The following is a 24,316-nucleotide window of genomic DNA, read 5'->3' on the forward strand; positions in this document are numbered from 1 at the left end:
CCCGGCTCCCGGTCAGTGCGCGGCGCCCACCACCAGCCAGATGAACAGCGCCCCCGCGACCGTGCACAGCAGCGTGGTGCGGGCCGGGTGCTCGTGGTGGGCCTCGGGCAGGATCTCGGCCGCCGCGAGGTACAGCAGGGCGCCTCCGAACAGGCCGAGGTAGCCGCCGAGCAGGGGTTCCGGGATCGTGAAGAGCAGGGTCGACGCGGCTCCGGCGACCGGTGCAGCGGCGTCCGCGACCAGCATCGTCAGCGCGCGGCGACGGGCGTTTCCGTAGACCCGCGTGAGCGTGTACGTGTTGAAGCCGTCGGCGAAGTCGTGGGCGATCACGGCCACCGCGACGGCGGCGCCCATGCCGCCGTCGATCTGGAAGGCGGCGCCGATGGCCACACCGTCCATGGCGCTGTGACCGACCATCGCGGCGGCGGCCGTCAGCCCCACCTCGGGTGTCCGGCCGTTCCTCTCCCCGGCGCCGTGCGACGCCTGCCGGTGGGCCAGCAGTCGTTCCACCAGATGGGCGAGCAGGAAGCCCGCGACGAAGAGCAGCAGGGCCACGGGCACCCCGTGCACCTCGGTGCCGGCCGCCTCCAGGGACTCCGGGAGGAGTTCAAGGCCCACGACGCCCAGCATCAGTCCGCCGGCCAGGCCCAGCACCAGGTGGCGGCGGTCGGTCACGCGGTGTGCCGACCAGCCGCCGGCCAGCGTCATCAGGAACGCGCCGAGCGCGACGAGGACCGCCATGTGCTCTTCGTATCCGATCGGCGGTACGTCACGCACGCGTGACAGCCGTTCACCATCCACCGACTTCGACCTACTCGCAGAAGAGGACCCATTCCCATGGCCGACGCCCCCACCGGCAAGGTGACCTTCGTCGGGGCCGGCCCCGGCGCCGCCGATCTGCTGACGTTCCGTGCCGCGCGGGCCATCGCCGAGGCCGATGTCGTCATCTGGGCCGCCAGCCTGGTCCAGGAGGACGTGCTCCGGCACGCGCGCGAGGACGCCGAGATCCTCGACTCGGCGACCATGTCCCTGGAGGACGTCGTGGCCGTGTACGGGCGGGCCCGCGCGGAGGGGCTGAAGGTCGCGCGGATCCACTCGGGCGACCCCGCGCTGTGGGGCGGCACGCAGGAGCAGGTCGACCGGTGTGCGGAGCTCGGCATCGCGACCGAGATCGTGCCCGGGGTCTCGTCCTTCTCGGCCGTCGCGGCGCTCGCACAGCGCGAGCTGACCATTCCCGAAGTGGCGCAGTCGGTCGTGCTGACCCGGCTCGGCGGCGGCAAGACGCCGATGCCGCCCGGCGAGGAGGTCCGCGAGTTCGCACGGCACGGCACCACCATGGCGGTCTTCCTGTCGGCCGCCCGCAGCGGGCAGCTGGTGCGCGAGCTGCTGGAGGGCGGCTACCCGACGTCCACGCCGGTCGTCGTCGCGTACCAGGCGACCTGGCCGGAGGAACTGGTCGTGAAGTGCACCGTCGGCACGCTGGAGGAGACGGTCAAGGAGCACAAGCTGTGGAAGCACACGCTGTTCCTGGTCGGCCCGGCGCTCGACGCGCACGGCACCCGCTCGCACCTGTACCACCCCGGTCACTTCCACGGCTTCCGCAAGGCCGACCCCCAGGCGCGCCGGGAGCTGCGTTCGCGGGGTGCGAGCACGTGATCACCGTCGTCGGGATGGGGGCCGGGGCGCCGGTCGACACCCGGGTGGCGGCCGGGGCGGAGCTGGTGGTCGGCGGGCGGCGGCACCTGGACGCCGTGCGGCTGCCGGAGGGGGCCGAGCGGATCGTGCTCGGGCCGCTGGCGCCGGCCCTCGACACCGTGGAGACGTACGTCGCGGAGGGGCGGCCCGTGGTGGTGCTGGCGTCCGGCGACCCCGGGTTCTTCGGGATCGTGCGGGTGCTGGCGGAGCGGTTCGGGGCCGAGCGGCTCGACGTCCGGCCCGGTGTCCCGTCCGTGGCCGCCGCGTTCGCGCGGATCGGGCTGCCGTGGGACGACGCCGTGGTGGTCAGCGCGCACGGCAGGGACCCGCGCACGGCGGTGAACCTGTGCCGGGCGCTGCCGAAGGTCGCCGTGCTGACCGGGCCGGGGGCCGGTCCGGCCGAGCTGGGGGCGGCGCTGCGGGACCACGAACGTCTGCTGGTCGTCGCCTCCGCGCTCGGCTGTGCCGGGGAGCGCGTGGAGCGGGTGACGCCCGCCGAGGCCGCCGCCCGGGACTGGGGCACGGCGGTGAGCGTGGTGCTGTGCCTGGCCGGGACGCGGGCCCCGGGGCCGGGGCCGGTCCGGACGGTCGCGGGGCCGCCGGCCGGGCCCGCCGGATGGGCGCTCGAGGAGGCGGAGTTCACCCACCGCGACTCCATGATCACCAAGTCCGAGGTGCGGGCGCTGGCGCTGGCCCGGCTCGGACCGCGTCCCGGGGAGCTGGTGTGGGACGTGGGGGCGGGGTCGGGATCCGTCGCCGTGGAGTGCGCGCGGCTGGGCGCCGCCGTCACCGCCGTGGAGAAGACCCCGGACGGGGTGGAGCGCGTCCGCGCGAACGCCGTCGCGCACGGGGTCGACGTCCAGGTGGTGCACGGGGCGGCGCCGGAGGTGCTGGCCGGCCTGGAGGACGATCCCGACGCGGTGTTCGTCGGCGGGGGCGGGCGGGAGCTGCCGGCCGTCGTCACCGCGTGCGCGCGGCGGGCCCGGCGGACCGTGGTGGTCGCCCTGGCCGCCCTCGACCGGGTGCCCGCCGTGCGCGAGGCGCTGGCCGGCGCCGGGTTCGGCTGCGACGGGGTGTTGCTGCAGTCGTCGCGGCTGGCGCCGCTGCCCGGGGACGTCACCCGGCTGGCGGCCACCAATCCCGTTTTCCTGCTGTGGGGCGTCCGGTCCCACGGCCGTACCGAAGGAGTCGACCAGTGATCGGCCTCATCTCCGCCACCGCGGCGGGAGCGGCAGCGCGGGACCGGCTGGCCGCCGCCTGGCCGGACCGTACGCGCGTGTACGAGGGTTCCGTCGCGGACGCCGTACGGACCGCGTTCGCCGAGTGCGAGCAGCTCGTGTGCTTCCTCGCCACGGGCGCCGTGGTGCGGCTGGTGGCACCTCTGCTGGACGACAAGCGGACCGACCCGGGCGTGGTCTGTGTCGACGAGGGCGGACGGTTCGCGGTGTCGCTGGTCGGCGGGCACGGCGGCGGGGCGAACGGGCTGGCCCGTGAGGTCGGCGAGGTGCTGGGCGCCGAGCCGGTGGTGACCACGGCGACCGACGCCGTCCGCCTGCCCGGCCTGGACACCCTCGGGCTGCCCGTGGAGGGGAACGTCGCCGCCGTGTCACGGGCCCTGCTGGACGGTGAGGCGGTGGCGCTGCGTGCCGAGGTGACCTGGCCGCTGCCGCCGCTGCCGGTCGCCGCCGACGGGGCGTACACGATCCGGGTCACGGACCGTCTGGTCGAACCGGGCGAGCGGGAGGCGGTGCTCCGGCCGCCCACTCTGGTCGTCGGCGTCGGCGCCTCGAAGGGCGCCCCCGTGGACGAGGTGCTCGGTCTGGTCGAGGGCGCCCTGCGCGAGGCCGGGCTGTCGGCGGCGTCGCTCGCCGGGCTGGCCACCGTGGACGCCAAGGCCGACGAGCCCGGCGTCGTGGAGGCGGCGAGGCGGCTCGGAGTGCCGCTGGTGACGTACGGCGCCGAGGAGCTGGCGCGCGTCGAGGTGCCCAACCCGTCGGACGCGCCGCTCGCCGCCGTCGGCACCCCGTCGGTGGCGGAGGCCGCGGCGCTGGTGGGCGGGGGCGAACTCCTGGTGCCCAAGCGGAAGTCGGCGGCTCGTCCCGCGATGGCGACCTGTGCGGTGGTACGGCGGCCGGGACGCGGGCGGCTCGCGGTGGTGGGGCTGGGGCCCGGTGCGCGGGATCTGCTCACCCCGCGGGCGAAGGCGGAACTGCGCCGCGCCTCCGTGCTGGTGGGCCTGGACCAGTACGTCGACCAGATCCGCGATCTGCTGCGGCCGGGCACGCGCGTGCTGGAGTCCGGTCTCGGGGCGGAGGAGGAGCGGGCGCGCACGGCCGTCGCCGAGGCCCGGCGCGGGCAGGCGGTGGCGCTGATCGGGAGCGGGGACGCCGGCGTGTACGCCATGGCCTCCCCGGCGCTGGCGGAGGCGTCCGACGACATCGACGTGGTCGGGGTGCCGGGGGTGACGGCGGCGCTGGCGGCCGGGGCGCTCCTGGGGGCGCCGCTGGGCCACGACCACGTGTCGATCAGCCTGTCCGACCTGCACACCCCGTGGGAGGTCATCGAGCGGCGGGTGCGCGCGGCGGCCGAGGCGGACCTGGTGGTGACGTTCTACAACCCGCGCAGCCGGGGCCGTGACTGGCAGCTGCCGAAGGCCCTCGCGATCCTCGCGGAGCACCGGGCGCCGGCGACGCCGGCCGGGGTCGTGCGCAACGCGTCCCGCGCGGACGAGTCGAGCCGGCTGACCACGCTGGCCGCGCTGGATCCGGCGTGGGTCGACATGATGACGGTCGTGACCGTGGGCAACACGGCGACCCGTGAGATCGCGGGGCGCATGGTCACCCCGCGCGGCTACCGCTGGCAGGAGGAGTCACGGTGAACCGTGTGGTGCACCCCATCGAGCAGGAGTCCTTCCGGCGACTGCGCGCCCGGCTGGACACCTCGCACTTCCCGCCGCTGACCCGGGCCGTGGTGGAGCGGGTCGTCCACTCCGCCGCCGACCTGGAGTACGCCTCCGATCTCGTCATGGACGAGGACGACCTGGTGAGGGCCCACGCCGCGCTGCACTCCGGGGCGCCGGTCGTGGCGGACGTGGAGATGGTCGCGGCGGGGATCACCCGCCGGGAGACCGTGTGCCGGCTGAAGGACGCCGTCTCCGGCCCCGGGCTGACGCGTTCCGCGCACGCCGTGCGCCTGGCGTACGAGGAGGTCGGACCCGGTGCCCTGTGGGTGATCGGCTGCGCGCCGACCGCCCTGGAGGAACTGCTGGCCCTGGACGCCTCCCCCGCGCTCGTCATCGGTCTGCCCGTCGGTTTCGTCGGCGCGGCCGAGTCCAAGGCCGCGTTGCGGGAGAGCGGACTGCCCGCCGTGAGCAACGTGTCCGAGAAGGGCGGGTCGGCGGTCGCCGCCGCCGCGCTCAACGCCCTGCTGTACCACCCGATCTCATCCGAGGAGACCCTGTGACCACCCCGCCCGCCCTGCTCATCGCCGGCCACGGCACCCGGGACGACGCCGGAGCGGAGGCGTTCCGCGCCTTCGTGCGGGAGCTGGGCCGCCGTCACCCCGGGCTGCCCGTCGCGGGCGGCTTCATCGAGCTGTCCCCGCCCCCGCTGGGCGAGGCCGTCGGCGAGCTGGTGGAGCGGGGCGTGCGGCGGTTCGCCGCCGTGCCGCTGATGCTGGTGTCCGCCGGGCACGCCAAGGGCGACATCCCGGCCGCGCTGGCCCGCGAGAAGGAGCGTCACCCGGGCATCTCGTACACCTACGGCCGTCCGCTGGGCCCGCATCCCGCGCTGCTGAGCGTGCTGGAGCGGCGGCTGGCCCAGGCGATCGATCCGTCCTGGGACCCGGCCGAGGTGACCGTGCTCCTGGTGGGGCGCGGGTCGACGGACCCGGACGCCAACGCCGAGGTGTGCAAGGCGGCGCGGCTGCTGTGGGAGGGCCGCGGGTACGCGGGCGTGGAGACGGCGTTCGTGTCGCTGGCGGCGCCGGACGTGCCGAGCGGGCTGGACCGCTGCGCACGGCTGGGGGCGCGCAGGGTCGTCGTCCTGCCGTACTTCCTGTTCACCGGGATCCTGCCGGACCGGGTGCGGCGGCAGACGGAGGAGTGGGCGGCGGCGCACCCACAGACGCAGGTGCGGTCGGCGGACGTCATCGGTCCGGAGCCGGAACTGCTGGATCTGGTGATGGAGCGGTACGAGGAGGCCGTCAAGGGCGACCTGCGGATGAACTGCGACTCGTGCGTGTACCGGATCGCGCTGCCGGGCTTCGAGGACAAGGTGGGGCAGCCGCAGCAGCCGCACTTCCACCCCGACGACGACGGCCACCACCACCACGGGCACGGGCACGGCCACGCGCACTCCCATGCGCACTGATCCGGTGGGCGGCGGCCACGACCTGCGCCACCACGGCGACGCCGAGGTCCGCGACGACGGTTCCACGCTGGTGGACCTCGCGGTGAACGTCCGCGCGGACACGCCTCCGGGGTGGCTGCGGGAGCACGTGGCCGGGTCGCTGTCCGGGCTGGCCGCCTACCCGGACGGGCGGGCGGCGCGTGCGGCGGTGGCGGCGCGGCACGGGCTGCCGGTGGACCGGGTGCTGCTGACGGCCGGGGCCGCGGAGGCGTTCGTGCTGCTGGCGCGGGCACTGAAGGTGCGCCGGCCGGTGGTGGTGCATCCGCAGTTCACGGAGCCGGAGGCGGCGCTGCGGGACGCCGGGCACACGGTGGACCGCGTGCTGCTGCGGGAGGCGGACGGTTTCCGGCTGGACCCGGCGGCGGTGCCCGGGGACGCGGACCTGGTGGTGATCGGCAACCCGACGAACCCGACGTCGGTGCTCCACCCGGCCGCCGCCGTCGCCGGGCTGGCCCGGCCGGGGCGGACGCTGGTGGTGGACGAGGCGTTCATGGACGCGGTGCCGGGCGAGCGCGAGGCGCTGGCCGGGCGCGTGGACGTGCCCGGTCTCGTCGTCCTGCGCAGCCTCACCAAGACGTGGGGGCTGGCGGGACTGCGGATCGGCTATGTGCTGGCCGCCCCGGAGACCGTGGCGGAGCTGGAGCGCGCCCAGCCGCTGTGGCCGGTGTCCACCCCGGCCCTGGCGGCGGCGGAGGCGTGCGTGGGGTCACGGGCGCTCGCGGAGGCGGCGCGGGCGGCGGACCGTGTCGCGGCGGACCGCGCCCATCTGATCGCGGGACTGCGGGACTTCTCCGGTCACGGGCTGCGGGTCGTGGAGCCCGCCGAGGGCCCGTTCGTCCTGGTCCGGGTGGCGCACGCGGCGACGGTACGGCACCGGCTGCGCGACCTCGGTTACGCGGTGCGGAGGGGGGACACGTTCCCGGGGCTCGGTGAGGAGTGGCTGCGCCTGGCGGTACGGGACCGGGGGACGGTGGACGGATTCCTCGACGCGCTGGGCCGGGCCCTGAGAACGGTGTGACCCGCCCCCGCCGCCCCTTCCCGTTCCCGTCCTCCGGGGGCGCTGCCCCCGGACCCCCGCTCCTCGAACGCCGGAGGGGCTGAATGTCAGCCCCTCCAACGTCCGAGGGGGTCAGTTGCCGCGGCCCCGGCGGGACAGGGCCACCGCTCCGGCGCCCGCCGCGAGGAGGGCGACCGCGCCGCCCGCGACGTAGGGCGTCATCGAGTCGCCGCCCGTCTCGGCGAGGTTGGCCGCCTTCGGCTCCGGCCGCTCCGCCCGCGCCCCCTGCGGGTGCGCGCCGGCGGCCTCCTCCTGGGCCTCGGAGGCGTCAGGCGTCTGGCACTTGGCCTCGGCCAGGGTGAGCGTGCCGTCGACCTCGGCGACGTTCAGCTTCAGCGGGTTCACGGAGACCTGGAGCCGGAGGGCGGTCGCCGCGGCCGTGGTCGACGTGGTCACGGTCTCGGACAGCGCCAGCCGGACCGTGCCCACGCCCGGCACCTCGACATGGGTGGGACCGCCGGAGGTCAGGGTGACGCGTTTGCCGAGGACGGTCACCGAGGCCGGCAGGGTCGCCGAGGCGTGCGGGGGCTTCCCCGCCTCACAGACGGCCTTGGAGGCGATCGTCTCGAGCTCGACGACCGACAGCAGCGGCAGACCGGGGACGTGGATCCGGGCCTTGGCGAGGGTGGTGGACGCCTCGGCCCGCCCGCCGTTCACCGTCGCCCTGGCGTCGGCCGCCTCCGCCCGCAGCACGCTGAACGGCTTGCCGCCGTCGACGCCGTCCAGGCTCGCGGTGAGGGCCGTCTTCCGCGCGCTCCGCGGTGCCCGGACCTCGTTGAGGGTGACGGCGAGCGGGGCGTGCACGGTCTTGTTGAGCAGGGACACGTCGAGCCCGGTGCGCAGCACGGCGGCGCTCGCGCTGCCGTGCTCCCCGGTGGCGTGCGCGGTGCCCGCCCCGGCCAGGGCGGCGGGACCCGCGGTGAGGGCGGCGGCCGCGGCGACGGCGGCCCAACGGCGCGCGGGCATAAGGGCGTTGATGGTGTACACGGTGGTGGGACCCCCATGGGACATGACTGGGACCCGGCAAGAATGTCCGCGCGCGCGGCGGGACGTCAGCGATCCGCCGGCTCTTCACTCCTTCGTGGAGAACCGGCGGACATGTTCGAATCACGGGGTACGGCTGTTCCCCGCCGTCACCCTCGTGCGTCCCACCGGGGCGCGTTCCTACCCGACCACGCGCCCGTTCAGCACCACCCGGCGCGGATCCGCCAGCACGCGCAGGTCCGCGCGCGGGTCGGAGCCGTAGACCACCAGGTCCGCCGGTGCCCCCTCCTCCAGGCCGGGGCGGCCGAGCCACCTCCGGGCCGCCCAGGTGCCTGCGGCAAGGGCCTCGACGGCCGGGATGCCGGCCCTGGCCAGCTCCGCCACCTCGTCGGCTGCCAGGCCGTGCGGGAGCGACCCGCCGGCGTCCGTGCCGACGAAGACGGGGATGCCCGCGTCGTAGGCGGAACGCACGGTGTCGTAGCGGCGTTCGTGGAGCCTGCGCATATGGGCCGACCAGCGGGGGAACTTGGACTCGCCGCCGTCGGCGAGCGCGGGGAAGGTGGCGATGTTGACGAGCGTGGGGACGATCGCCACGCCCCGTTCGGCGAAGAGGGGGATGGTCTCGTCGGTCAGCCCCGTCGCGTGCTCGACGCAGTCGATGCCGGCCTCGACCAGGTCCCGCAGGGAGTCCTCCGCGAAGCAGTGCGCGGTGACGCGGGCGCCCAGCCGGTGCGCCTCGGCGATCGCCGCCTCGACCGCGCCCCGCGGCCAGCAGGCCGACAGGTCGCCCAGGTCGCGGTCGATCCAGTCGCCGACCAGCTTCACCCATCCGTCGCCACGCCGGGCCTCCTGCGCGACGTACGCCGCGAGGTCCTCGGGTTCGACCTCCCAGGCGTAGTTCCGGATGTAGCGGCGGGTGCGGGCGATGTGCCGTCCGGCCCGGACGATCTTCGGGAGGTCGTCGCGGTCGTCGATCCAGCGGGTGTCGGAGGGGGAGCCCGCGTCGCGCAGCAGCAGGGCGCCGGCGTCGCGGTCGGTGAGCGCCTGCTTCTCGGCGACGTCCTCGGGGACCGCGCCGTGCCGGTCGAGGCCGACATGGCAGTGGGCGTCGACAAGACCGGGCAGCACCCAGCCGTCGACGGTGCGGACGTCCCGGGCGCCGGGCGGACGGTCGTAGGTGATCCGGCCGCCGACGACCCACAGTTCGTCACGGACCTCGTCCGGGCCGACGAGGATCCGCCCCTTCACGTGCAGCACCGCGCGTTCGCTCATGCACCGCACCCTAGTCAGGCATCACTCGGACGTCCCCACCCGGTCCAGGTCTCCGCCTCCGCCTCCGCCACGGCGGGCACCCGCCGGCGGCCCGGACCGCGCGGGCGGTCCGGGCCGCCGGGGCCTACTTGTTGGCGAAGGCGTCCCGCAGCCGCATCTCGTTGAACTTGTTCCCGTCGTAGTCGTCCGAGTACGTCAGCGACAGCCGGCCGTTCGGCGCGAGGGCCACCGCGGGACCGCCCTGGCCGCCGCCCGACACCACGTTCATGCGCAGGGCGGGCAGGCGTCCCGTGGTGGTGCCGTCGAAGCCGAACCCGCGGGCCCACACGTCGTCGAACCCGTCGACGAAGGCCTCCCTCCAGGTCACCACGAAGTCACCACCGTCGGAGACCGCCACGTCGGGATCGCTCTGGGCACCGATGGGACGGCCGGAGGGCACCTGTGCGGTGTCCGGCGTGGACCGTGCCTCGGCGCCGTTCGCCGCACCGGCCGCCGAGAACGTCCGGTGGTACACCCGGTCCTCGCGTACGACCGTGCCGGTGCCGGTGGTGTACTCGTCCGCCCAAGCGGCCACGATCCGTCCGTCGGCGGTGACCGCCACCGCGGGCCTGGTCTGCTGGCCGTCGGTGAGCGAGTTGGCGACCTTGCGCGCGACGGCGAAGCCGCCCGAGGCGTTCAGCTCGGCGAGACCGATGTTGATCCCGCCGTTGCCGTCCGCGTCGTCCTCCCACACGATCGCCGTCCGGCCGGCGTCGTCGATGGCCGCGTCCGGGCGCCGGTTGGCGCCTGCGGCGCCGGAGTTGATCGTGCTGACCTGGACGTCCTGGTAGCGCAGGGCCCCGGTGCCGGACCAGCCGCTCGCGTGGACCTGGTTCAGCGTCGACCCGTCGGCCGTGGACTCCCAGGCCACGGTGTAGCCACCGTCGCCGGCGACGGCGACGGTCGGCCGGAGCTGGTCGCCGCTGCCCGAGGCGTGCGGGCGCGGCAGCGTGGTCACGGTCCCGTCCGGGGCGACCCTGCGCACGGCGATGTCCCCGTACTTGTTGCCGTCGTCGTCAGCGGTCCACACGACGATCGCGTTGCCTTCGTCGTCGACGCCGACGTCGGGCTTCTGGTTCGACCAGGTCGTGTTGGTCCCGCTGGTGCTGAGCTTCTTCTCGGTCCACAGCGGCACACCGTCCTTGTACATGCGGATGTACACGTCGGTACCGAGCTCGGTGTCCGAGGCGTCGTGACGGTCGCCCTCCTCGTAGACCACCGCGGTGTACGTGCCGGTGGTGGTGCCGCCGGAGGCGACCGCGCTGTAGTGCTGGTCCCCGGCGGCCTGCACGTTGACCCGCGAGTAGTGCTGGGCGGTGGAGCCGTACACGGCGGAGTCGATGTCGTAGGTGCCCTGCCGGACGGCGTCGAAGTTGTCGACGTACGCCTGGTAGATCGTCGGGTCGTCGATCCTCAGCAGCGTCTCGTCGTTGCGCTGGAGCGCGCCCTTGGTCCAGTTGTGCGAGCCGGTGTAGACGTGCCGGACCTGGGTGCCGTCGGACTTCTGCCACTCGGTGAGCAGGTACTTGGAGTGGGTGGTGCCGCGGTTGCAGGTGATCGTCGAGTAGCGGCAGCCGCCGGGGCGGTTGGCGTACACGGGGATGTTCAGCCCGGTCAGCTCGTTCACGCCCGCGTTGTCGCCGTCACCGTTGGGGTCGCTCAGGTCGCGGCCGTTGACCTCGATGGTGCAGCCGGCCGCCTGCTTGGCCTCCAGGGCCGTGAAGATCGCGGGGCGGGTGCTGCGCTCGTCGAGCTCGGCGGCGGAGATCCGGATCCGGCCGGCGCGGGCGCAGTCCACGTCGTCGATGAAGGAGGCGACGACATCGGCGTTCCCGTAGTGCGAGGCGTCCGAGGACGTGTTGCGCGGGAAGAAGAACGCCTCGACCGGGGCGTCCGGGTCGCTGGTCGTGTGGTCGTAGGTGGTGTGCAGCGAGTCACCCGCGTGGGCGACCTGGTCCCGGAAGTGCGCGACGTAGCGCCCGGCCAGGGTCGCGTTGTCCGAGACGACCAGCGCGTTGTTGAGCTCGCCCGACTGGCCGACGTGGATGTTCTGCGAGCTCTGCCAGACCACGTTCTTCCGCCCGTCGTCCAGGGCGGTGAACACGAAGTACTTGTCGTGGTTGATGGCCGTGGTGTCGTCCGGGCCGTTACCGAGGCAGCTGTTGGTGCACCACGTCCACGTGGAGCCGCCCTTCAGCTCGTCGGCGGTGAACGGCACGCTGATGGACTCGTTGCGCTTCTCCGAGACCATCCTCAGGGTGACCCCGCGGTCCTGCGCCGCGAGCATCTTGGTCTTCAGCTCCGGGAGACCGAACCAGTACATCCCCATGTAGATGGTGGAGTCGGGCGCCGCCCGGTCGACGAGCCCGGCGAGGTCGTTCAGGATCGAGTGGTCCAGGGTGCTGCTGCCCGGCTTGGTGTAGTTGAACACCGCCTTGTAGTCACCCGACGTCACGTCCGTCGCGTGGGCGGTGGTGGGAGCCAGCAGCGACAGGCCCAGCAGGGCGGGGACGGCGAGGGAGCCCGCGAGCCGTATTCGTCTTCGCACGTGAACGCATCCTTGAGGTGAGGGTCCGGCACAGGAGCGACACCCTATTGACGCCCACGGTCATGATCAAAGCGGAGCTCCGGACGTCCCCGGCGGCGGCCCGGAACGGACCGGTTAGGCTCGCATGCGCGTACCGCGTCCCTGAGGGAAGAGAGCACCGCCGTGACCCACCTCCTCCTCGACCTGCCCCCGCTGAGCCCCGCGCGCTTCGCCTCGATCGAGGACCGGGTGGCGCGGCTGCTGAACACACGGCAGGACGTCGTGATCATGCAGGGTGAGGCGTTGCTGCCGCTGGAGGGCGCGATCCGCGGGACCGCCGGCCCCGGCACCACCGCGCTGAACGTCATCACGGGCCCCTACGGGCAGACCTTCGGCGACTGGCTGCGGGACTGCGGTGCCACCGTGATCGATCTGACGGTGCCCTTCCACACGGCGGTGACGGCCGGGCAGGTCCGGGACGCCCTCGCGGAGCACCCGCAGATCGACTTCGTCTCCCTGGTGCACGCGGAGGCCGCCACCGGGAACACCAACCCGGTCGCGGAGATCGGCGAGGTGGTGCGGGCGCACGGAGCGCTGTTCCACCTGGACGCGGTGGCGTCGATCGGGGCGGAGCCGGTGCTGCCCGACACGTGGGGCGTGGACCTGTGCGTGATCGGCGCCCAGAAGGCCATGGGCGGCCCCGCCGGGGTGTCGGCCGTGTCGGTGAGCGAGCGCGCGTGGGCCCGGATGGCGGCGAACCCGCGCGCGCCGCGCCGCTCCTACCTCTCGCTGCTGGACTGGAAGGAGCGCTGGATCGACGGCGGCCGCAAGGCGTTGCCGCACGCGCCGGCCCAGCTGGAGATGCTGGCGCTGGAGGCGTGCGTGCAGCGGATCGACGCGGCGGGCCCGCGGGCGGTGATGGCACGCCACGCCGCCGCCGCGGCGTCGACGCGGGCGGGGGCACTGGCGCTGGGCGGCGGCCTCGAGCCGTACGTCCGTGACGCGGCGGAGGCCGCGCCGGTCGCCACGACGCTGCGCGCGCCGTCCGGCACGGTGGCGGCGGACCTGGTGGCCCGCGCCCTGTCCGCCGACCCCGCCCTTCCGCTGGCCGCGGGCGGCGGCGCCCTCGCCGCGGAGATGATCCGCGTCAACCACTACGGTCCCGAGGCGACGCCGGGCGCGGTGCGCGCGAGCCTGGTGGCACTGGGGGCGGCACTCGCGGAGAAGGGTCTCGACGTGGACGCCGCCGGCGCCCTGCGGGCTGCGGAAGCGGCCTGGCGCTGACCCGGGGGCAGGCCCCGCCCGTTGCTGCCGGATCATGACGGCCGAGTGGCCGGGGCCTGAATTCCGTGGGATTATCTGAATCCTTCATACAGATTTTCTCGCGGCATTCTTTTGCTTATTCACCCACTGCCTTGCACAGTAGCTTCCCGTCATCTTCTGCCCGGTTTCCCGGGCCCTAAACGCTACGATTCAGAGAAGCGGAAGCGGGACCGTCACCGGAGTTACACAGTTGTGACCGGTTACACATCGAGTCCGATATGTACTCTTTCCACCAGGGCAAATGGTGCATATCTTCAAGATCTCGCGCAGACCCACACGCTCGCGCGATAACATAGATCCTGCTCGCGCGAAACCCCTGCAGAAGATGCAATCTTGAATTTACCTCGGTAAGTTCAATTCGCATGACTGCCGCACAAGCAGACCTGCAAATCGACCGCCCCACCGTGGCGGACGGAGCCGTGCTGTGGCGGATAGCCAAAGACTCGAAGGTCCTCGACCTGAACTCGTCGTACAGCTATCTGCTGTGGTGCCGTGACTTCGCCGCCACCTCGGCCGTCGCTCGCGACGAGAGCGGAGAGCCGATCGGCTTCGTCAGCGGATACCTGCGGCCCGACAGTCCGCGCACCCTGCTCGTCTGGCAGGTCGCGGTCGACGCGTCGTACCGCGGCCGCGGCCTGGCCGCCGCCCTGCTCGACGGTCTGGCCGCCCGGACCGCGGCCGAGCACGGGGTGGACACCGTCGAGACGACCATCACACCGGGCAACACCGCGTCCGAGCGCCTGTTCACCGCGTTCGCGGAGCGCCACGGCGCCCTGCTGGAGCGCGAGGTGCTGTTCGAGGCCGGCGACTTCCCCGACGGGCCGCACGACCCCGAGGTCCTGTACCGCATCGGGCCGCTCGCGCACTGACCGGCCGGCCGCCCCGCCCCTCCCTGATCTTCCGACTCCCTCTAACCTCCCACGCCACCGAGGAGCGATTCGCCGTGACCATTACCCAGCCCGACCTCAGCGTCTTCGAAACCCTTGAGTCCGAGGTGCGAAGCTACTGCCGCGGCTGGCCCGCGGTCTTCGACCGTGCGCACGGCAGCCGCATGTACGACGAGGACGGTCACGAGTACCTCGACTTCTTCGCCGGAGCCGGTTCTCTCAACTACGGGCACAACAACCCCGTGCTGAAACGGGCGTTGATCGACTACCTGGAGCGGGACGGCGTCACGCACGGTCTCGACATGTCGACGACGGCCAAGCGCGCCTTCCTGGAGTCCTTCCAGAACTGGATCCTCCGCCCGCGCGACCTGCCGTACAAGGTCATGTTCCCGGGCCCGACGGGTACCAACGCCGTGGAGTCCGCGCTGAAGCTGGCGCGGAAGGTGAAGGGGCGCGAGGCGATCGTGTCGTTCACCAACGCCTTCCACGGCATGTCGCTGGGCTCGCTCGCCGTGACCGGCAACGCCTTCAAGCGGGCCGGCGCCGGCATCCCGCTGGTGCACGGCACGCCGATGCCGTTCGACAACTACTTCGACGGCCAGGTGCCGGACTTCCTGTGGTTCGAGCGGCTCCTGGAGGACCAGGGCTCCGGTCTCAACAAGCCCGCGGCCGTGATCGTCGAGACCGTACAGGGCGAGGGCGGCATCAACGTCGCCCGGCCCGAGTGGCTGCGCGCCCTGGCCGAGCTGTGCGAACGCCAGGACATGCTGCTCATCGTCGACGACATCCAGATGGGCTGCGGCCGTACCGGCGCCTTCTTCTCCTTCGAGGAGGCAGGCATCACGCCCGACATCGTCACCGTGTCCAAGTCGATCAGCGGCTACGGACTGCCGATGGCGCTCACCCTGTTCAAGCCCGAACTCGACGTCTGGGAGCCGGGCGAGCACAACGGCACCTTCCGCGGCAACAACCCCGCCTTCGTCACGGCCACCGCGACCCTGGAGGCGTACTGGGCCGACGGGGCCGCGATGGAGAAGCAGACCCGTTCGCGCGGCGAGCAGGTCGAGCAGGCGCTGATCGCCATCACCGAGGAGAACCTCGCCGACGTCAAGGAGTACCGCGGCCGCGGCCTGGTGTGGGGCATGGAGTTCCACGACAAGGAGCGCGCGGGACGGATCGCCCGGCGCGCCTTCGAACTCGGGTTGCTGATCGAGACGTCCGGCCCCGAGAGCGAGGTCGTCAAGCTGCTCCCGGCCCTGACCATCACCCCGGACGAGCTGGACGAGGGTCTGCGCACCCTCGCCCGCGCCGTCCGCGAAACCGCCTGAAACACGCACCCGAGCCGAGGAGGCATCGCAACACCGTGATCGTCCGTTCGTTCAAGGACCTCGAAGGCACCGACCGGCACGTGAAGTCGGCGTCCGGCACGTGGGAGAGCAAGCGCATCGTCCTCGCCAAGGAGAAGGTCGGCTTCTCCCTGCACGAGACGATCCTGTACGCGGGCACGGAGACCTCGATGTGGTACGCGAACCACATCGAGGCCGTCGTCTGCACCAAGGGCGACGCCGAGCTGACCGACCGCGAGACCGGGGAGACGTACCACATCACCCCCGGCACCATGTACCTCCTCAACGGCCACGAGCGGCACACGCTCAAGGTCAAGGAGGACTTCCACTGCATCTGTGTCTTCAACCCGCCCGTCACCGGACGGGAGGACCACGACGAGAACGGCGTCTACCCGCTGCTCACCGAGGAGGTGTGAGTCACCGTGACCACCACGACCACGAACATCGCCGACCTCTATCCCACCCGCGGCGCCACCGAGGTGGCGACTCCCCGGCAGGACCCGGTCGTCTGGGGTTCCCCCGACACGCCCGGTCCCGTCTCGCGCGGTGACCTCGAGGCCCTGGACCGCGACGGCTTCCTCGCCATCGACCAGCTCATCGGACCGGACGAGGTCGCCGTGTACCAGCGCGAGCTGGAGCGGCTCGTCACCGACCCGGCCATCCGCGCGGACGAGCGCTCGATCGTCGAGCCGCAGTCCAAGGAGATCCGGTCGGTCTTCGAGGTGCACAAGATCAGCGAGGTCTTCGCGAACCTGGTGCGCGACGAGCGGGTCGTCGGGCGGGCCCGGCAGATCCTCGGCTCGGACGTGTACGTCCACCAGTCGCGGATCAACGTCAAGCCGGGCTTCGGGGCCAGCGGCTTCTACTGGCACTCGGACTTCGAGACCTGGCACGCCGAGGACGGCCTGCCGAACATGCGCACCGTCTCGGTCTCGATCGCGCTCACCGAGAACTACGACACCAACGGCGGTCTCATGATCATGCCGGGGTCGCACAAGACGTTCCTCGGGTGCGCGGGGGCCACGCCGAAGGACAACTACAAGAAGTCCCTGCAGATGCAGGACGCGGGGACGCCGTCCGACGAGGCGCTGACGAAGATGGCGTCGGAGTACGGCATCAAGCTGTTCACGGGCAAGGCGGGCTCCGCCACCTGGTTCGACTGCAACTGCATGCACGGTTCCGGCGACAACATCACGCCGTTCCCGCGCAGCAACGTGTTCATCGTGTTCAACAGCGTCGAGAACACGGCGGTCGAGCCGTTCGCCGCGCCGGTCCGGCGTCCTGAGTACATCGGGGCGCGGGACTTCACTCCGGTGAAGTAGGCGCATCACGGACTGCGGGCCGGGCCTCCTCGTGTGGGACAGGAGGCACCGGCCCGCTGTCGTGTGCCCGGGTGCGGTCAGCCGGACAGCGCCTCCAGCAGCCGGTCCACGTCATCGGCCGTGTTGTAGAGGTGGAAGGACGCCCGCAGATGGCCCGCCCGGTCGGACACCTGGATGCCGGCCGCCGCCAGCTCCGGCTGCAGGCTGCCGAGTCCGGGCACGGACACGATCGGTGAACCGGGCGCGGGCACGGCGGTGCGGCCCAGGTCCGCGAGCCCCGTGCGGAAGCGGTCGGCGAGGGCCAGGTCGTGGGCGCGGACGGCGTCCACGCCGATCTCCTCCACGAGTTCGAGGGAGGCACGCAGTCCCACGTAGGTGAACAGGGCGGGGCTGGAGTCGAACCGCCGGGCCGAGTGCGCGAGTTCGGCGACCGGTCCGTAGCAGCTGGCCCAGGGGTGCTCCGCCGCCACCCAGCTCGCCTGCACCGGCGGCAGATCGCCGAGGTCCTCGGGCACGACGAGGAACGCCGCGCCGTGCGGGCCGAGCAGCCACTTGTAGGTGATGGAGACGGAGTAGTCGAAGGCGCCGGCGTCCACCGGCAGCCAGCCGGCCGCCTGGGAGAAGTCGACGTAGGTCCGCACCCCGTGCGCCCGGGCCGCCTCGCGCAGCGCGGTCAGGTCGGCGACCCGGCCGTCGGCGGACTGGGCGGCGCTGACGGCGACCAGCGCGGTGCCCGGCCGGACGGAGTCGGCGAGCCGCTCCAGTGGCACGGACCGCACCTTGAGGTCACCGCGCGTGTGGAACGGGTTGAGCACGGACGTGAAGTCGTCCTCGACGGTGAGGACCTCGGCGCCCGGCGGCAGCGAGGCCGCGACGAGCGAGGTGTGCAGGGCGGCCGTGGCCCCCGCCGCGACCCGCTCGACGGGAACGCCGGCCAGCCGGGCGAACGCGGCGCGGCAGGCCTCGACGTCCGCGAACAGCGGGTCCAGCGAGCGGCCCTCCGCGCGGATCCGGGCGGCGTCCTGCAGCGCGGTCACGGTGCGGGCCGGCAGGAGGGCGTTGCTCGCGGTGTTCAGGTAGGTGTTCTTCGGGGTGAACTCGGCACGGACGAGGTTCTCGAAGGTCTCCATGGGACCACTCTGCGGTCCCGGGAAGTCCCCGTCCATGGCCGGATTCTGCGTGATACCTCGAAGGAGCCCTTATGCATAGGTGCTGACCTGCGAATTCTACGGCTGAGGCACCGCGCATCCGTCCGGGCCGCAGGCCTGAGCACCGTCGTCTGCCGTCGTCAGCGGCGCGCGCTCGCCCCAGGCCTGGGACAGCGCCCGGGCGAAGACCTCGGCGGGCTGGGCGCCGGAGACGCCGACCGTGCGGTCGAGCACGAAGAACGGCACGCCGCGCGCCCCGAGCCGCGCGGCCTCCCGCTCGTCGGCGCGGACCTCGTCGGCGTACGCCTGCGGGTCGGCGAGCACCTTGCGTACGGCCCCGGTGTCGAGGCCGGCGTCGCCCGCGAGCCCGACGAGCCGTTCGTCGTCGTTGAAGACGGACCGCTCCTCGGCGAAGTTCGCCCGGTAGAGCCGGTCGAGCAGCTCCGCCTGGCGGCCCTGCTCGCGGGCGAGGTGCAGCAGGCGGTGCATGTCGAAGGTGCTGCCGTGGTCACGGCCGCGGGTGCGGTAGGGCAGGCCCTCGGCGGCGGCCTGGGAGCCCAGGTTGTCCTCGCCCGCCTCGGCCTGCGCCTCGCTCATGCCGTACTTCCCGGTGAGCATGGCGATCACCGGCTGGACGTCGTCCTTGGCACGCCCCGGGTCCAGCTCGAAGGAACGGTGCACCACCTCGACCTGCTCACGGTGCGGGAAGGAGGCCAGCGCCTTCTCGAAGCGGGCCTTTCCGACATAGCACCAGGGGCAGGCGATGTCGCTCCAGATCTCGACGCGCATGGGCCGGCTCTCTCCAGGGTCGTGCGGCTGCGGAGACTCCCTCCGCACCTCGGTGAACCTTCAAGCAGCCGTCCTCATTCCCTCAGCTGCCGTCCCGCAGGTCGTCCGGCCAGTAGGGCCGGTACTCAAGGTGGTCGTACGTCACCACGCAGCCCTCACCCATCGGGGACTGGGTCATGAAGCCGACCAACGCGGCTCCGGTCTCCTTCTCGTCGCCGAGGGTGAAGAGCCGGACGAAGGTCCAGCGCTCGCCGTCACGCGAGGCGTGGAAGGCGAAGGCACGGCCCGTGCGGCTCACCCGCAGCCAGATGGAACTGCCGTCCACAGTGAAGGAGTTGGCGTCGTCGGAATGCCCCCGGGTGACCACCGTGCAGACCGTGGGGACGTCCGGGGAGTACTCCAGGCACAGCTTGGCCCAGGCCCGCTCACCGACGTGGACGTACAGGACCCCCGCGTCGAAGGAGGCGGCGAAGCCCACCGTGACCCGGGCGATCAGCTGGAAGTCCCCCTCCGGCGCCCCCAGGAGGCGCGGCGCGTCGGCGGCGGGGTCCAGGGCCTCACCGGTGGGCGGCACGAAGCGGTCCTGCCGGGGGCCGGCCCATCCGGTCAGGACGCCGTCCTCGTGGGACCAGGAGCCCTCCGGTCCGTAGGTGCGCAGCGGGAAGGGGAGTTCGGGGATGTCCAGGTCCATGGCGGGATCCTCCCAGGTGACACCCGGCGCCGGCAGCCGGGGGGCACCTCCCCGGCCGCCACGACGGACGCCTCGCGTCCGCCCCTCCCGGCCGGGACCGGACACGGCGACGGGGCGCGGGCGGGGCGGTTCCCGCGCACCGGTGCGGCCGGAGGCCGGTGCGGGCCCGACGGACGCGAAGGCCGCGGGCGGCTCCCGGGCCGGACCCGCACCGCACGTCCGCCCGTCCCGGCAGCGGGCGGAGGCAGGCATGTGCCGGGCCCAGGCCGAGTGGCCGGGCCGGGCGTAAGGGGGGGGTCAGGATTCCAGTCGGCCGTTGAACCTGCGGGGCAGTCCCAGCGGGTTGTCGTCCCTCAGCTCCGCCGGCAGCAGCGCCTCGGGCGCGCCCTGGTAGACGACCGGCCGCAGCCACCGCTCGATGGCCGTGCCGCCCACCGACGTGGACGTGGAGGTCGTCGCCGGGTAGGGGCCGCCGTGGTGCTGGGCGGGGGCGACCGCGACGCCCGTCGGCCAGCCGTTGACCAGGACCCGCCCGGCCAGCGGCGTCAGCTCGCGCACCAGTTCCGCCCCGCGGCCCTCCCCGGCCGCCTCCTCGGCGGACAGCTGCACGGTCGCCGTGAGGTTGCCCTGCAGCCGCGCCAGCACGCTCCGCACCTCGGCGTCGTCCTCGTAGCGGGCCACCACGGTGACCGGCCCGAAGCACTCCTCCAGGAGCAGGTCGTGCTCACCCTCCCGGGCCAGCCGGCTCGCCGGGACGGTCAGGAAGCCCGCGCTGACGGTGTGCGCGCCGCACGCGCCAGGGGTCACCGGGGACTCCACGCCGGGCAGCTGCCCGCGCTCGGCGACACCGGCCACGAAGTTGTCGCGCATCCGGTGGTCGAGCAGGACGCCCGCGTCGGTGTCGCTGACGGCGTCCGTCAGCGACTTCAGCAGCGCGTCGCCGGCCGGGCCGGCAGGGGCGAGGACCAGACCCGGCTTGACGCAGAACTGGCCGACGCCCAGCGTCATCGAACCGGCCAGGCCGGCGCCGATCGCCTCGCCGCGCTCGGCGGCGGCGGCCTCGGTGACGACGACCGGGTTCAGCGAGCCCAGCTCACCGTGGAAGGGGATCGGGACGGGACGGGCGGCGGCCGCGTCGAAGAGGGCCCGGCCCCCGCGGACGGAGCCGGTGAAGCCGGCCGCCGCGACCAGCGGGTGCTTGATCAGCTCGATGCCCGCCTCGAAGCCGTGCACCAGGCCGAGCACGCCCCCGGGGACGTCGTGCCGGGCCGCGGCACGGCGCAGCACCTTGGCGACCAGCTCGGACAGTCCGGGGTGGTCGGGGTGGGCCTTGACGACGACCGGGCAGCCGGCCGCGAGCGCGCTCGCGGTGTCGCCGCCGGCCACGGAGAAGGCGAAGGGGAAGTTGGAGGCCGAGTAGACGGCGACGGCGCCCAGCGGGATCTTGTAGCGGCGCAGGTCCGGGACGGGCGGGGTAGCGGTGTCGTCGGGGTGGTCGATGACGACGTCGAGGAAGGCGCCCTCGTCGACGATGCCCGCGAAGGCCCTCAGCTGGTAGCAGGTGCGGGCGAGTTCGCCGGTGAGCCGGACCGGGCCGAGCGCGGTCTCCGCGTCGGCGGCCTCGACGAGCCGGTCCCGGGCGGCCTCGAGTTCGTCGGCGGCCGTGCGCAGGAAGGCCGCGCGGACACCGCGGTCCGTCAGCGCGCCACGCGCTTCGTGCGCGGCGCGGACGGCGGCGTCCACCTCCTGGGCTGTGGCCTCCACCGCAACCTGTTCACGCTGCTTCCCGGTTCGGGGGTCGACACTCCAGACTGGTGCTGCTGCCACCGCGGGTCCCTCCACTTGAATGCCGCATGCAATGCCGCAGTATGTACGTCACCCCTCAGCGGCGTTCGATATACTGAACGCCGTCTGTGTAGATGAATGTGCTGGGAGACTATTTCCCGGCGAACGAAGGGGTCAAGGGCGATGTCGGCTGGCGAGACAGGCGGCGGGGCGCAGGTCAAGTCCGCGGTGCGGACCGTTGAACTGCTCGAATACTTCGCCGGACGCCCCGGCATGCATTCCCTGGCGGCGGTCCAGGAGGCCGTCGGCTATCCCAAGTCGAGCCTGTACATGCTGCTGCGCACGCTCGTGGACCTCGGCTGGGTGGAGACGGACGCCACGGGCACGCGGTACGGCATCGGCGTGAGGGCGCTGCTCGTGGGCACGTCCTACATCGACGGCGACGAGGTCGTCGCGGCCGCCCGGCCCACGCTGGACCGGCTCTCCGACGACACCACCGAGACCATCCACCTCGCCCGGCTCGACGGCACCAACGTCGTCTACCTGGCCACCCGTCAGTCACAGCACTACCTGCGGCCGTTCACCCGGGTCGGACGCCGGCTGCCCGCGCACTCCACGTCGCTCGGCAAGGCGCTGCTGAGCACGTACTCCGACGAGCAGGTGCGCAAGATGCTCCCGGAGGCGCTGCCCGCCCTGACCGAGCACACCATCACCGACCGGGAGAAGCTCATCGAGGAGCTGCGCCTGGTACGGGAGCAGGGCTTCGCCGTGGACCGCGAGGAGAACACGCTGGGGCTGCGCTGCTTCGGTGTGGCGATCCCGTACCGCACCCCCGCCCGGGACGCGATCAGCTGCTCGGTGCCGGTGGCCCGGCTCACCCCCGCGCACGAGCAGATGGTCAAGGACGCCCTGTTCGACGCCCGCGACCGGCTCACCCTGGCCACCCGGAGGCTCTGACCCGTGAATGTCGCCCTGCGCCCGGTGCACGACAGCGATCTGCCCGTCTTCCCCCGGCAGTCGAACGACCCGGAGGCGCTGCACAGGGCCGCCTTCACCCCCGAGGACCCGGCCGACCGGGACCGCTTCGCCGCCCGCTGGGCGCGCATCCGCAGCTCTCCGGAGATCGTCGTGCGCACGGTGCCGGGCGACGGCGACGTGGTGGGACACGTGTCGGTCCACGGCGGACCGGGTGAGCGCGAGGTGACGTACCGGGTCGACCGCGCCCACTGGGGCAAGGGCGTCGCCACGGCCGCGCTGCGCGGTCTGCTCGCCGAGGTGGCCGAACGCCCGCTGTACGCGCGCGTGGCCGCGGACAACGCGGCCTCGCGGAGGGTGCTGGAGCGGTGCGGCTTCGAGGTCTCCGCGCGGACCACGGGGTACGCGTCGGCGCGCGGTGCGGAGATCGACGAGCTGGTGCTCACCCTGCACGGCTGACCCGGCACTCCCCCGCGCGACGTCGGCGGGCTCGATGAACGTCCGATGAGAAAACGGCCGTGAAGGAACGTCTCGGCCCCCGTCGTTCGTCTGTCCGGACGCGATGAACAAGACGATCAGGCGTGCCTCGGTCTTCACGCTGCTGCTGGTGTTCGCCCTGCTGATCAGGGCGACCTGGGTGCAGTTCTACGAGGGCCGGGCACTGGCGGACGACAAGGACAACCGGCGCAACGCGATCGAGACGTACGCGGAGCCGCTCGGGAACATCGTCGTGGCCGGGGAGCCGGTCACCGGCTCGGCCCGGACGGAGGGAGGCGATCTGGCGTACAAGCGCACGTACGGGAACGGCCCGCTGTACGCGGCGGTGACGGGCTACGCCTCGCAGGCGTACGCGCCGACACAGTTGGAAGGCATCTACGCGGACCTGCTCAACGGCACGGACCCGCGGCTGAGGACGGTGATGGACACCGTCACGGACCGGCGGGCCGGTCCGGGCACCGTGGTGACCACCATCGACCCGGCGGTGCAGAAGGCGGCGTACGAGGCGCTCGGCGACAAGAAGGGCGCGGCGGTCGCGATCGACCCGGGCACGGGCCGCATCCTCGCGGTGGTGTCGACCCCGTCGTACGACCCGACGTCGCTGACGGACGCCAACACCGCCGGTGAGGCGTGGAAGAGGCTCAACGCGGACCCGGACAAGCCGCTCACCAACCGGGCGCTGCGCCGGCCGCTGCCGCCGGGCTCGACGTTCAAGCTGGTGGTCGCGGCGGCCGCGCTGGAGGACGGGCTGTACCGGTCGGTCGACGAGAGGACCGAGAGCCCCGACCCGTACCGGCTGCCGGGCACGGTCAGGGACCTCACCAACGAGAACCCGGACGCGCCCTGTGAGAACGCCTCGATCCGGGTCGGGCTGCAGTACTCCTGCAACAACGTCTTCGCGAAGATGGCCGTCGACCTCGGCGAGGACAAGGTGCGGGCGATGGCCGAGAGGTTCGGCTTCAACGACGGGACGCAGGACGTGCCGGTGCGGGCCCACCCCAGCGTCTACCCCTCGGACATGGAGCCGTCGCAGACCGCGCTGACCGGCATCGGCCAGTTCGACGTGACCGCCACCCCGTTGCAGATGGCGATGGTGTCGGCGGCGATCGCGAACGGCGGGAAGCAGGCGATGCCCCACATGGTCAGCCGGGTCACCGACAGCGGCGGTGACGTGCTGAAGGACTACGACGAGGAGGCGGGCACGGAGCGGATCGTCAGCTCCTCGACCGCCGAGCAGCTCCGGTCGGCGATGGAGACGGTCGTCGACGAGGGCACCGGGTCGAACGCGCGGATCCCCGGCGCCGTGGTGGGCGGGAAGACGGGCACCGCGCAGCACGGCGAGAACAACAGCAGGACGCCGTACGCCTGGTTCACCTCGTACGCGCGGTCGGAGTCCTCGGACCGGGAGGTCGCCGTGGCGGTCGTGGTGGAGCAGTCCGACGCGGCCCGCTCGGAGGTCAGCGGCAACGGCCTGGCGGCCCCGGTCGCCAGGGCGGCGATGGAAGCGGCGCTGCGGGACTGAACCCGCCCGCACACGGAGGCGTCTTCACGGACGGGCCGCCCCCTTCC

The 24,316-nt window shown here is 73.0% G+C and carries 22 protein-coding genes; 14 read left to right on the forward strand and 8 right to left on the reverse strand.

The window, feature by feature from the left end; all coding sequences use genetic code 11:
- Window positions 1–12: 12 nt before the first annotated feature.
- Window positions 13–741, reverse strand: a complete 729-nt coding sequence (locus BU52_RS24405; protein WP_037938100.1) for a ZIP family metal transporter — start codon at window positions 739–741, stop codon at window positions 13–15.
- A 96-nt stretch (window positions 742–837) separates the two neighbouring features.
- Here BU52_RS24405 and cobM point away from each other — a divergent pair, with 96 nt between their 5' ends.
- Genes cobM through cobC form a run of 6 tightly spaced genes read left to right on the forward strand, consistent with a single transcriptional unit; the run spans window position 838 to window position 7,122 of the window.
- Window positions 838–1,656, forward strand: a complete 819-nt coding sequence (cobM, locus tag BU52_RS24410) for a precorrin-4 C(11)-methyltransferase (RefSeq protein ID WP_037938019.1) — start codon at window positions 838–840, stop codon at window positions 1,654–1,656.
- Entirely contained in the window at window positions 1,653–2,894 is a 1,242-nt protein-coding gene (locus BU52_RS24415) for a bifunctional cobalt-precorrin-7 (C(5))-methyltransferase/cobalt-precorrin-6B (C(15))-methyltransferase (protein ID WP_037938020.1), read from the forward strand. Before cobM ends, BU52_RS24415 begins: the two co-directional genes overlap by 4 nt.
- Window positions 2,891–4,573, forward strand: coding sequence for a precorrin-3B C(17)-methyltransferase (cobJ, locus tag BU52_RS24420; protein WP_037938022.1), 1,683 nt, complete (start codon window positions 2,891–2,893; stop codon window positions 4,571–4,573). The genes BU52_RS24415 and cobJ overlap by 4 nt, the downstream gene beginning before the upstream one ends.
- A complete protein-coding gene (locus tag BU52_RS24425) occupies window positions 4,570–5,157 on the forward strand; it encodes a precorrin-8X methylmutase (RefSeq protein ID WP_037938028.1) in 588 nt (195 codons plus the stop codon). Before cobJ ends, BU52_RS24425 begins: the two co-directional genes overlap by 4 nt.
- Window positions 5,154–6,065 (forward strand): sirohydrochlorin chelatase, encoded by a 912-nt coding sequence (locus BU52_RS24430; protein WP_037938030.1) that lies wholly within the window; start codon window positions 5,154–5,156, stop codon window positions 6,063–6,065. Before BU52_RS24425 ends, BU52_RS24430 begins: the two co-directional genes overlap by 4 nt.
- Window positions 6,055–7,122, forward strand: coding sequence for an Rv2231c family pyridoxal phosphate-dependent protein CobC (cobC, locus tag BU52_RS24435; RefSeq protein ID WP_037938032.1), 1,068 nt, complete (start codon window positions 6,055–6,057; stop codon window positions 7,120–7,122). The genes BU52_RS24430 and cobC overlap by 11 nt, the downstream gene beginning before the upstream one ends.
- Before the next feature lie 111 nt (window positions 7,123–7,233).
- Here cobC and BU52_RS24440 read toward each other — a convergent pair whose 3' ends face one another.
- From BU52_RS24440 to BU52_RS24450, 3 genes are all read right to left on the reverse strand, one after another.
- On the reverse strand, window positions 7,234–8,172 hold the full coding sequence (locus tag BU52_RS24440) for an SCO1860 family LAETG-anchored protein (RefSeq protein ID WP_157847911.1): 939 nt from the start codon (window positions 8,170–8,172) through the stop codon (window positions 7,234–7,236).
- A 153-nt stretch (window positions 8,173–8,325) separates the two neighbouring features.
- Window positions 8,326–9,417, reverse strand: coding sequence for an amidohydrolase family protein (locus BU52_RS24445; protein ID WP_037938033.1), 1,092 nt, complete (start codon window positions 9,415–9,417; stop codon window positions 8,326–8,328).
- A gap of 124 nt (window positions 9,418–9,541) precedes the next feature.
- Complete coding sequence (locus BU52_RS24450) at window positions 9,542–12,004, reverse strand: phospholipase D-like domain-containing protein (protein ID WP_037938036.1); 2,463 nt, start codon at window positions 12,002–12,004, stop codon at window positions 9,542–9,544.
- A 162-nt stretch (window positions 12,005–12,166) separates the two neighbouring features.
- Here BU52_RS24450 and BU52_RS24455 point away from each other — a divergent pair, with 162 nt between their 5' ends.
- From BU52_RS24455 to thpD, 5 genes are all read left to right on the forward strand, one after another.
- On the forward strand, window positions 12,167–13,267 hold the full coding sequence (locus tag BU52_RS24455; protein ID WP_037938037.1) for an aminotransferase class V-fold PLP-dependent enzyme: 1,101 nt from the start codon (window positions 12,167–12,169) through the stop codon (window positions 13,265–13,267).
- A gap of 401 nt (window positions 13,268–13,668) precedes the next feature.
- A complete protein-coding gene (ectA, locus tag BU52_RS24460) occupies window positions 13,669–14,175 on the forward strand; it encodes a diaminobutyrate acetyltransferase (RefSeq protein WP_037938039.1) in 507 nt (168 codons plus the stop codon).
- A 74-nt stretch (window positions 14,176–14,249) separates the two neighbouring features.
- Entirely contained in the window at window positions 14,250–15,521 is a 1,272-nt protein-coding gene (gene ectB, locus BU52_RS24465; protein ID WP_037938041.1) for a diaminobutyrate--2-oxoglutarate transaminase, read from the forward strand.
- 35 nt (window positions 15,522–15,556) lie between these two features.
- Complete coding sequence (locus BU52_RS24470) at window positions 15,557–15,955, forward strand: ectoine synthase (RefSeq protein WP_037938044.1); 399 nt, start codon at window positions 15,557–15,559, stop codon at window positions 15,953–15,955.
- Between the two features lie 6 nt (window positions 15,956–15,961).
- Window positions 15,962–16,861, forward strand: coding sequence for an ectoine hydroxylase (thpD, locus tag BU52_RS24475; RefSeq protein WP_037938045.1), 900 nt, complete (start codon window positions 15,962–15,964; stop codon window positions 16,859–16,861).
- Between the two features lie 77 nt (window positions 16,862–16,938).
- Here thpD and BU52_RS24480 read toward each other — a convergent pair whose 3' ends face one another.
- From BU52_RS24480 to BU52_RS24495, 4 genes are all read right to left on the reverse strand, one after another.
- Window positions 16,939–17,991, reverse strand: a complete 1,053-nt coding sequence (locus tag BU52_RS24480; protein WP_037938048.1) for an aminotransferase class V-fold PLP-dependent enzyme — start codon at window positions 17,989–17,991, stop codon at window positions 16,939–16,941.
- A gap of 96 nt (window positions 17,992–18,087) precedes the next feature.
- Entirely contained in the window at window positions 18,088–18,798 is a 711-nt protein-coding gene (locus BU52_RS24485) for a DsbA family oxidoreductase (RefSeq protein WP_037938050.1), read from the reverse strand.
- Window positions 18,799–18,880: 82 nt separating this feature from the next.
- Window positions 18,881–19,489, reverse strand: coding sequence for a DUF1349 domain-containing protein (locus BU52_RS24490; protein ID WP_037938051.1), 609 nt, complete (start codon window positions 19,487–19,489; stop codon window positions 18,881–18,883).
- A 297-nt stretch (window positions 19,490–19,786) separates the two neighbouring features.
- On the reverse strand, window positions 19,787–21,316 hold the full coding sequence (locus tag BU52_RS24495; protein WP_078903427.1) for an aldehyde dehydrogenase (NADP(+)): 1,530 nt from the start codon (window positions 21,314–21,316) through the stop codon (window positions 19,787–19,789).
- Between the two features lie 141 nt (window positions 21,317–21,457).
- Between BU52_RS24495 and BU52_RS24500 the strand changes: the two genes are divergently transcribed.
- The 3 genes from BU52_RS24500 to BU52_RS24510 all read left to right on the forward strand — a co-directional run bounded on the left by BU52_RS24500 (window position 21,458) and on the right by BU52_RS24510 (window position 24,269).
- Window positions 21,458–22,231, forward strand: a complete 774-nt coding sequence (locus BU52_RS24500; RefSeq protein ID WP_037938054.1) for an IclR family transcriptional regulator — start codon at window positions 21,458–21,460, stop codon at window positions 22,229–22,231.
- A 3-nt stretch (window positions 22,232–22,234) separates the two neighbouring features.
- On the forward strand, window positions 22,235–22,708 hold the full coding sequence (locus BU52_RS24505; RefSeq protein WP_037938057.1) for a GNAT family N-acetyltransferase: 474 nt from the start codon (window positions 22,235–22,237) through the stop codon (window positions 22,706–22,708).
- Between the two features lie 103 nt (window positions 22,709–22,811).
- On the forward strand, window positions 22,812–24,269 hold the full coding sequence (locus BU52_RS24510) for a peptidoglycan D,D-transpeptidase FtsI family protein (RefSeq protein WP_037938059.1): 1,458 nt from the start codon (window positions 22,812–22,814) through the stop codon (window positions 24,267–24,269).
- The last annotated feature ends 47 nt before the right edge of the window (window positions 24,270–24,316 follow it).

Source organism: Streptomyces toyocaensis (assembly GCF_000725125.1).
Classification (GTDB): domain Bacteria; phylum Actinomycetota; class Actinomycetes; order Streptomycetales; family Streptomycetaceae; genus Streptomyces; species Streptomyces toyocaensis.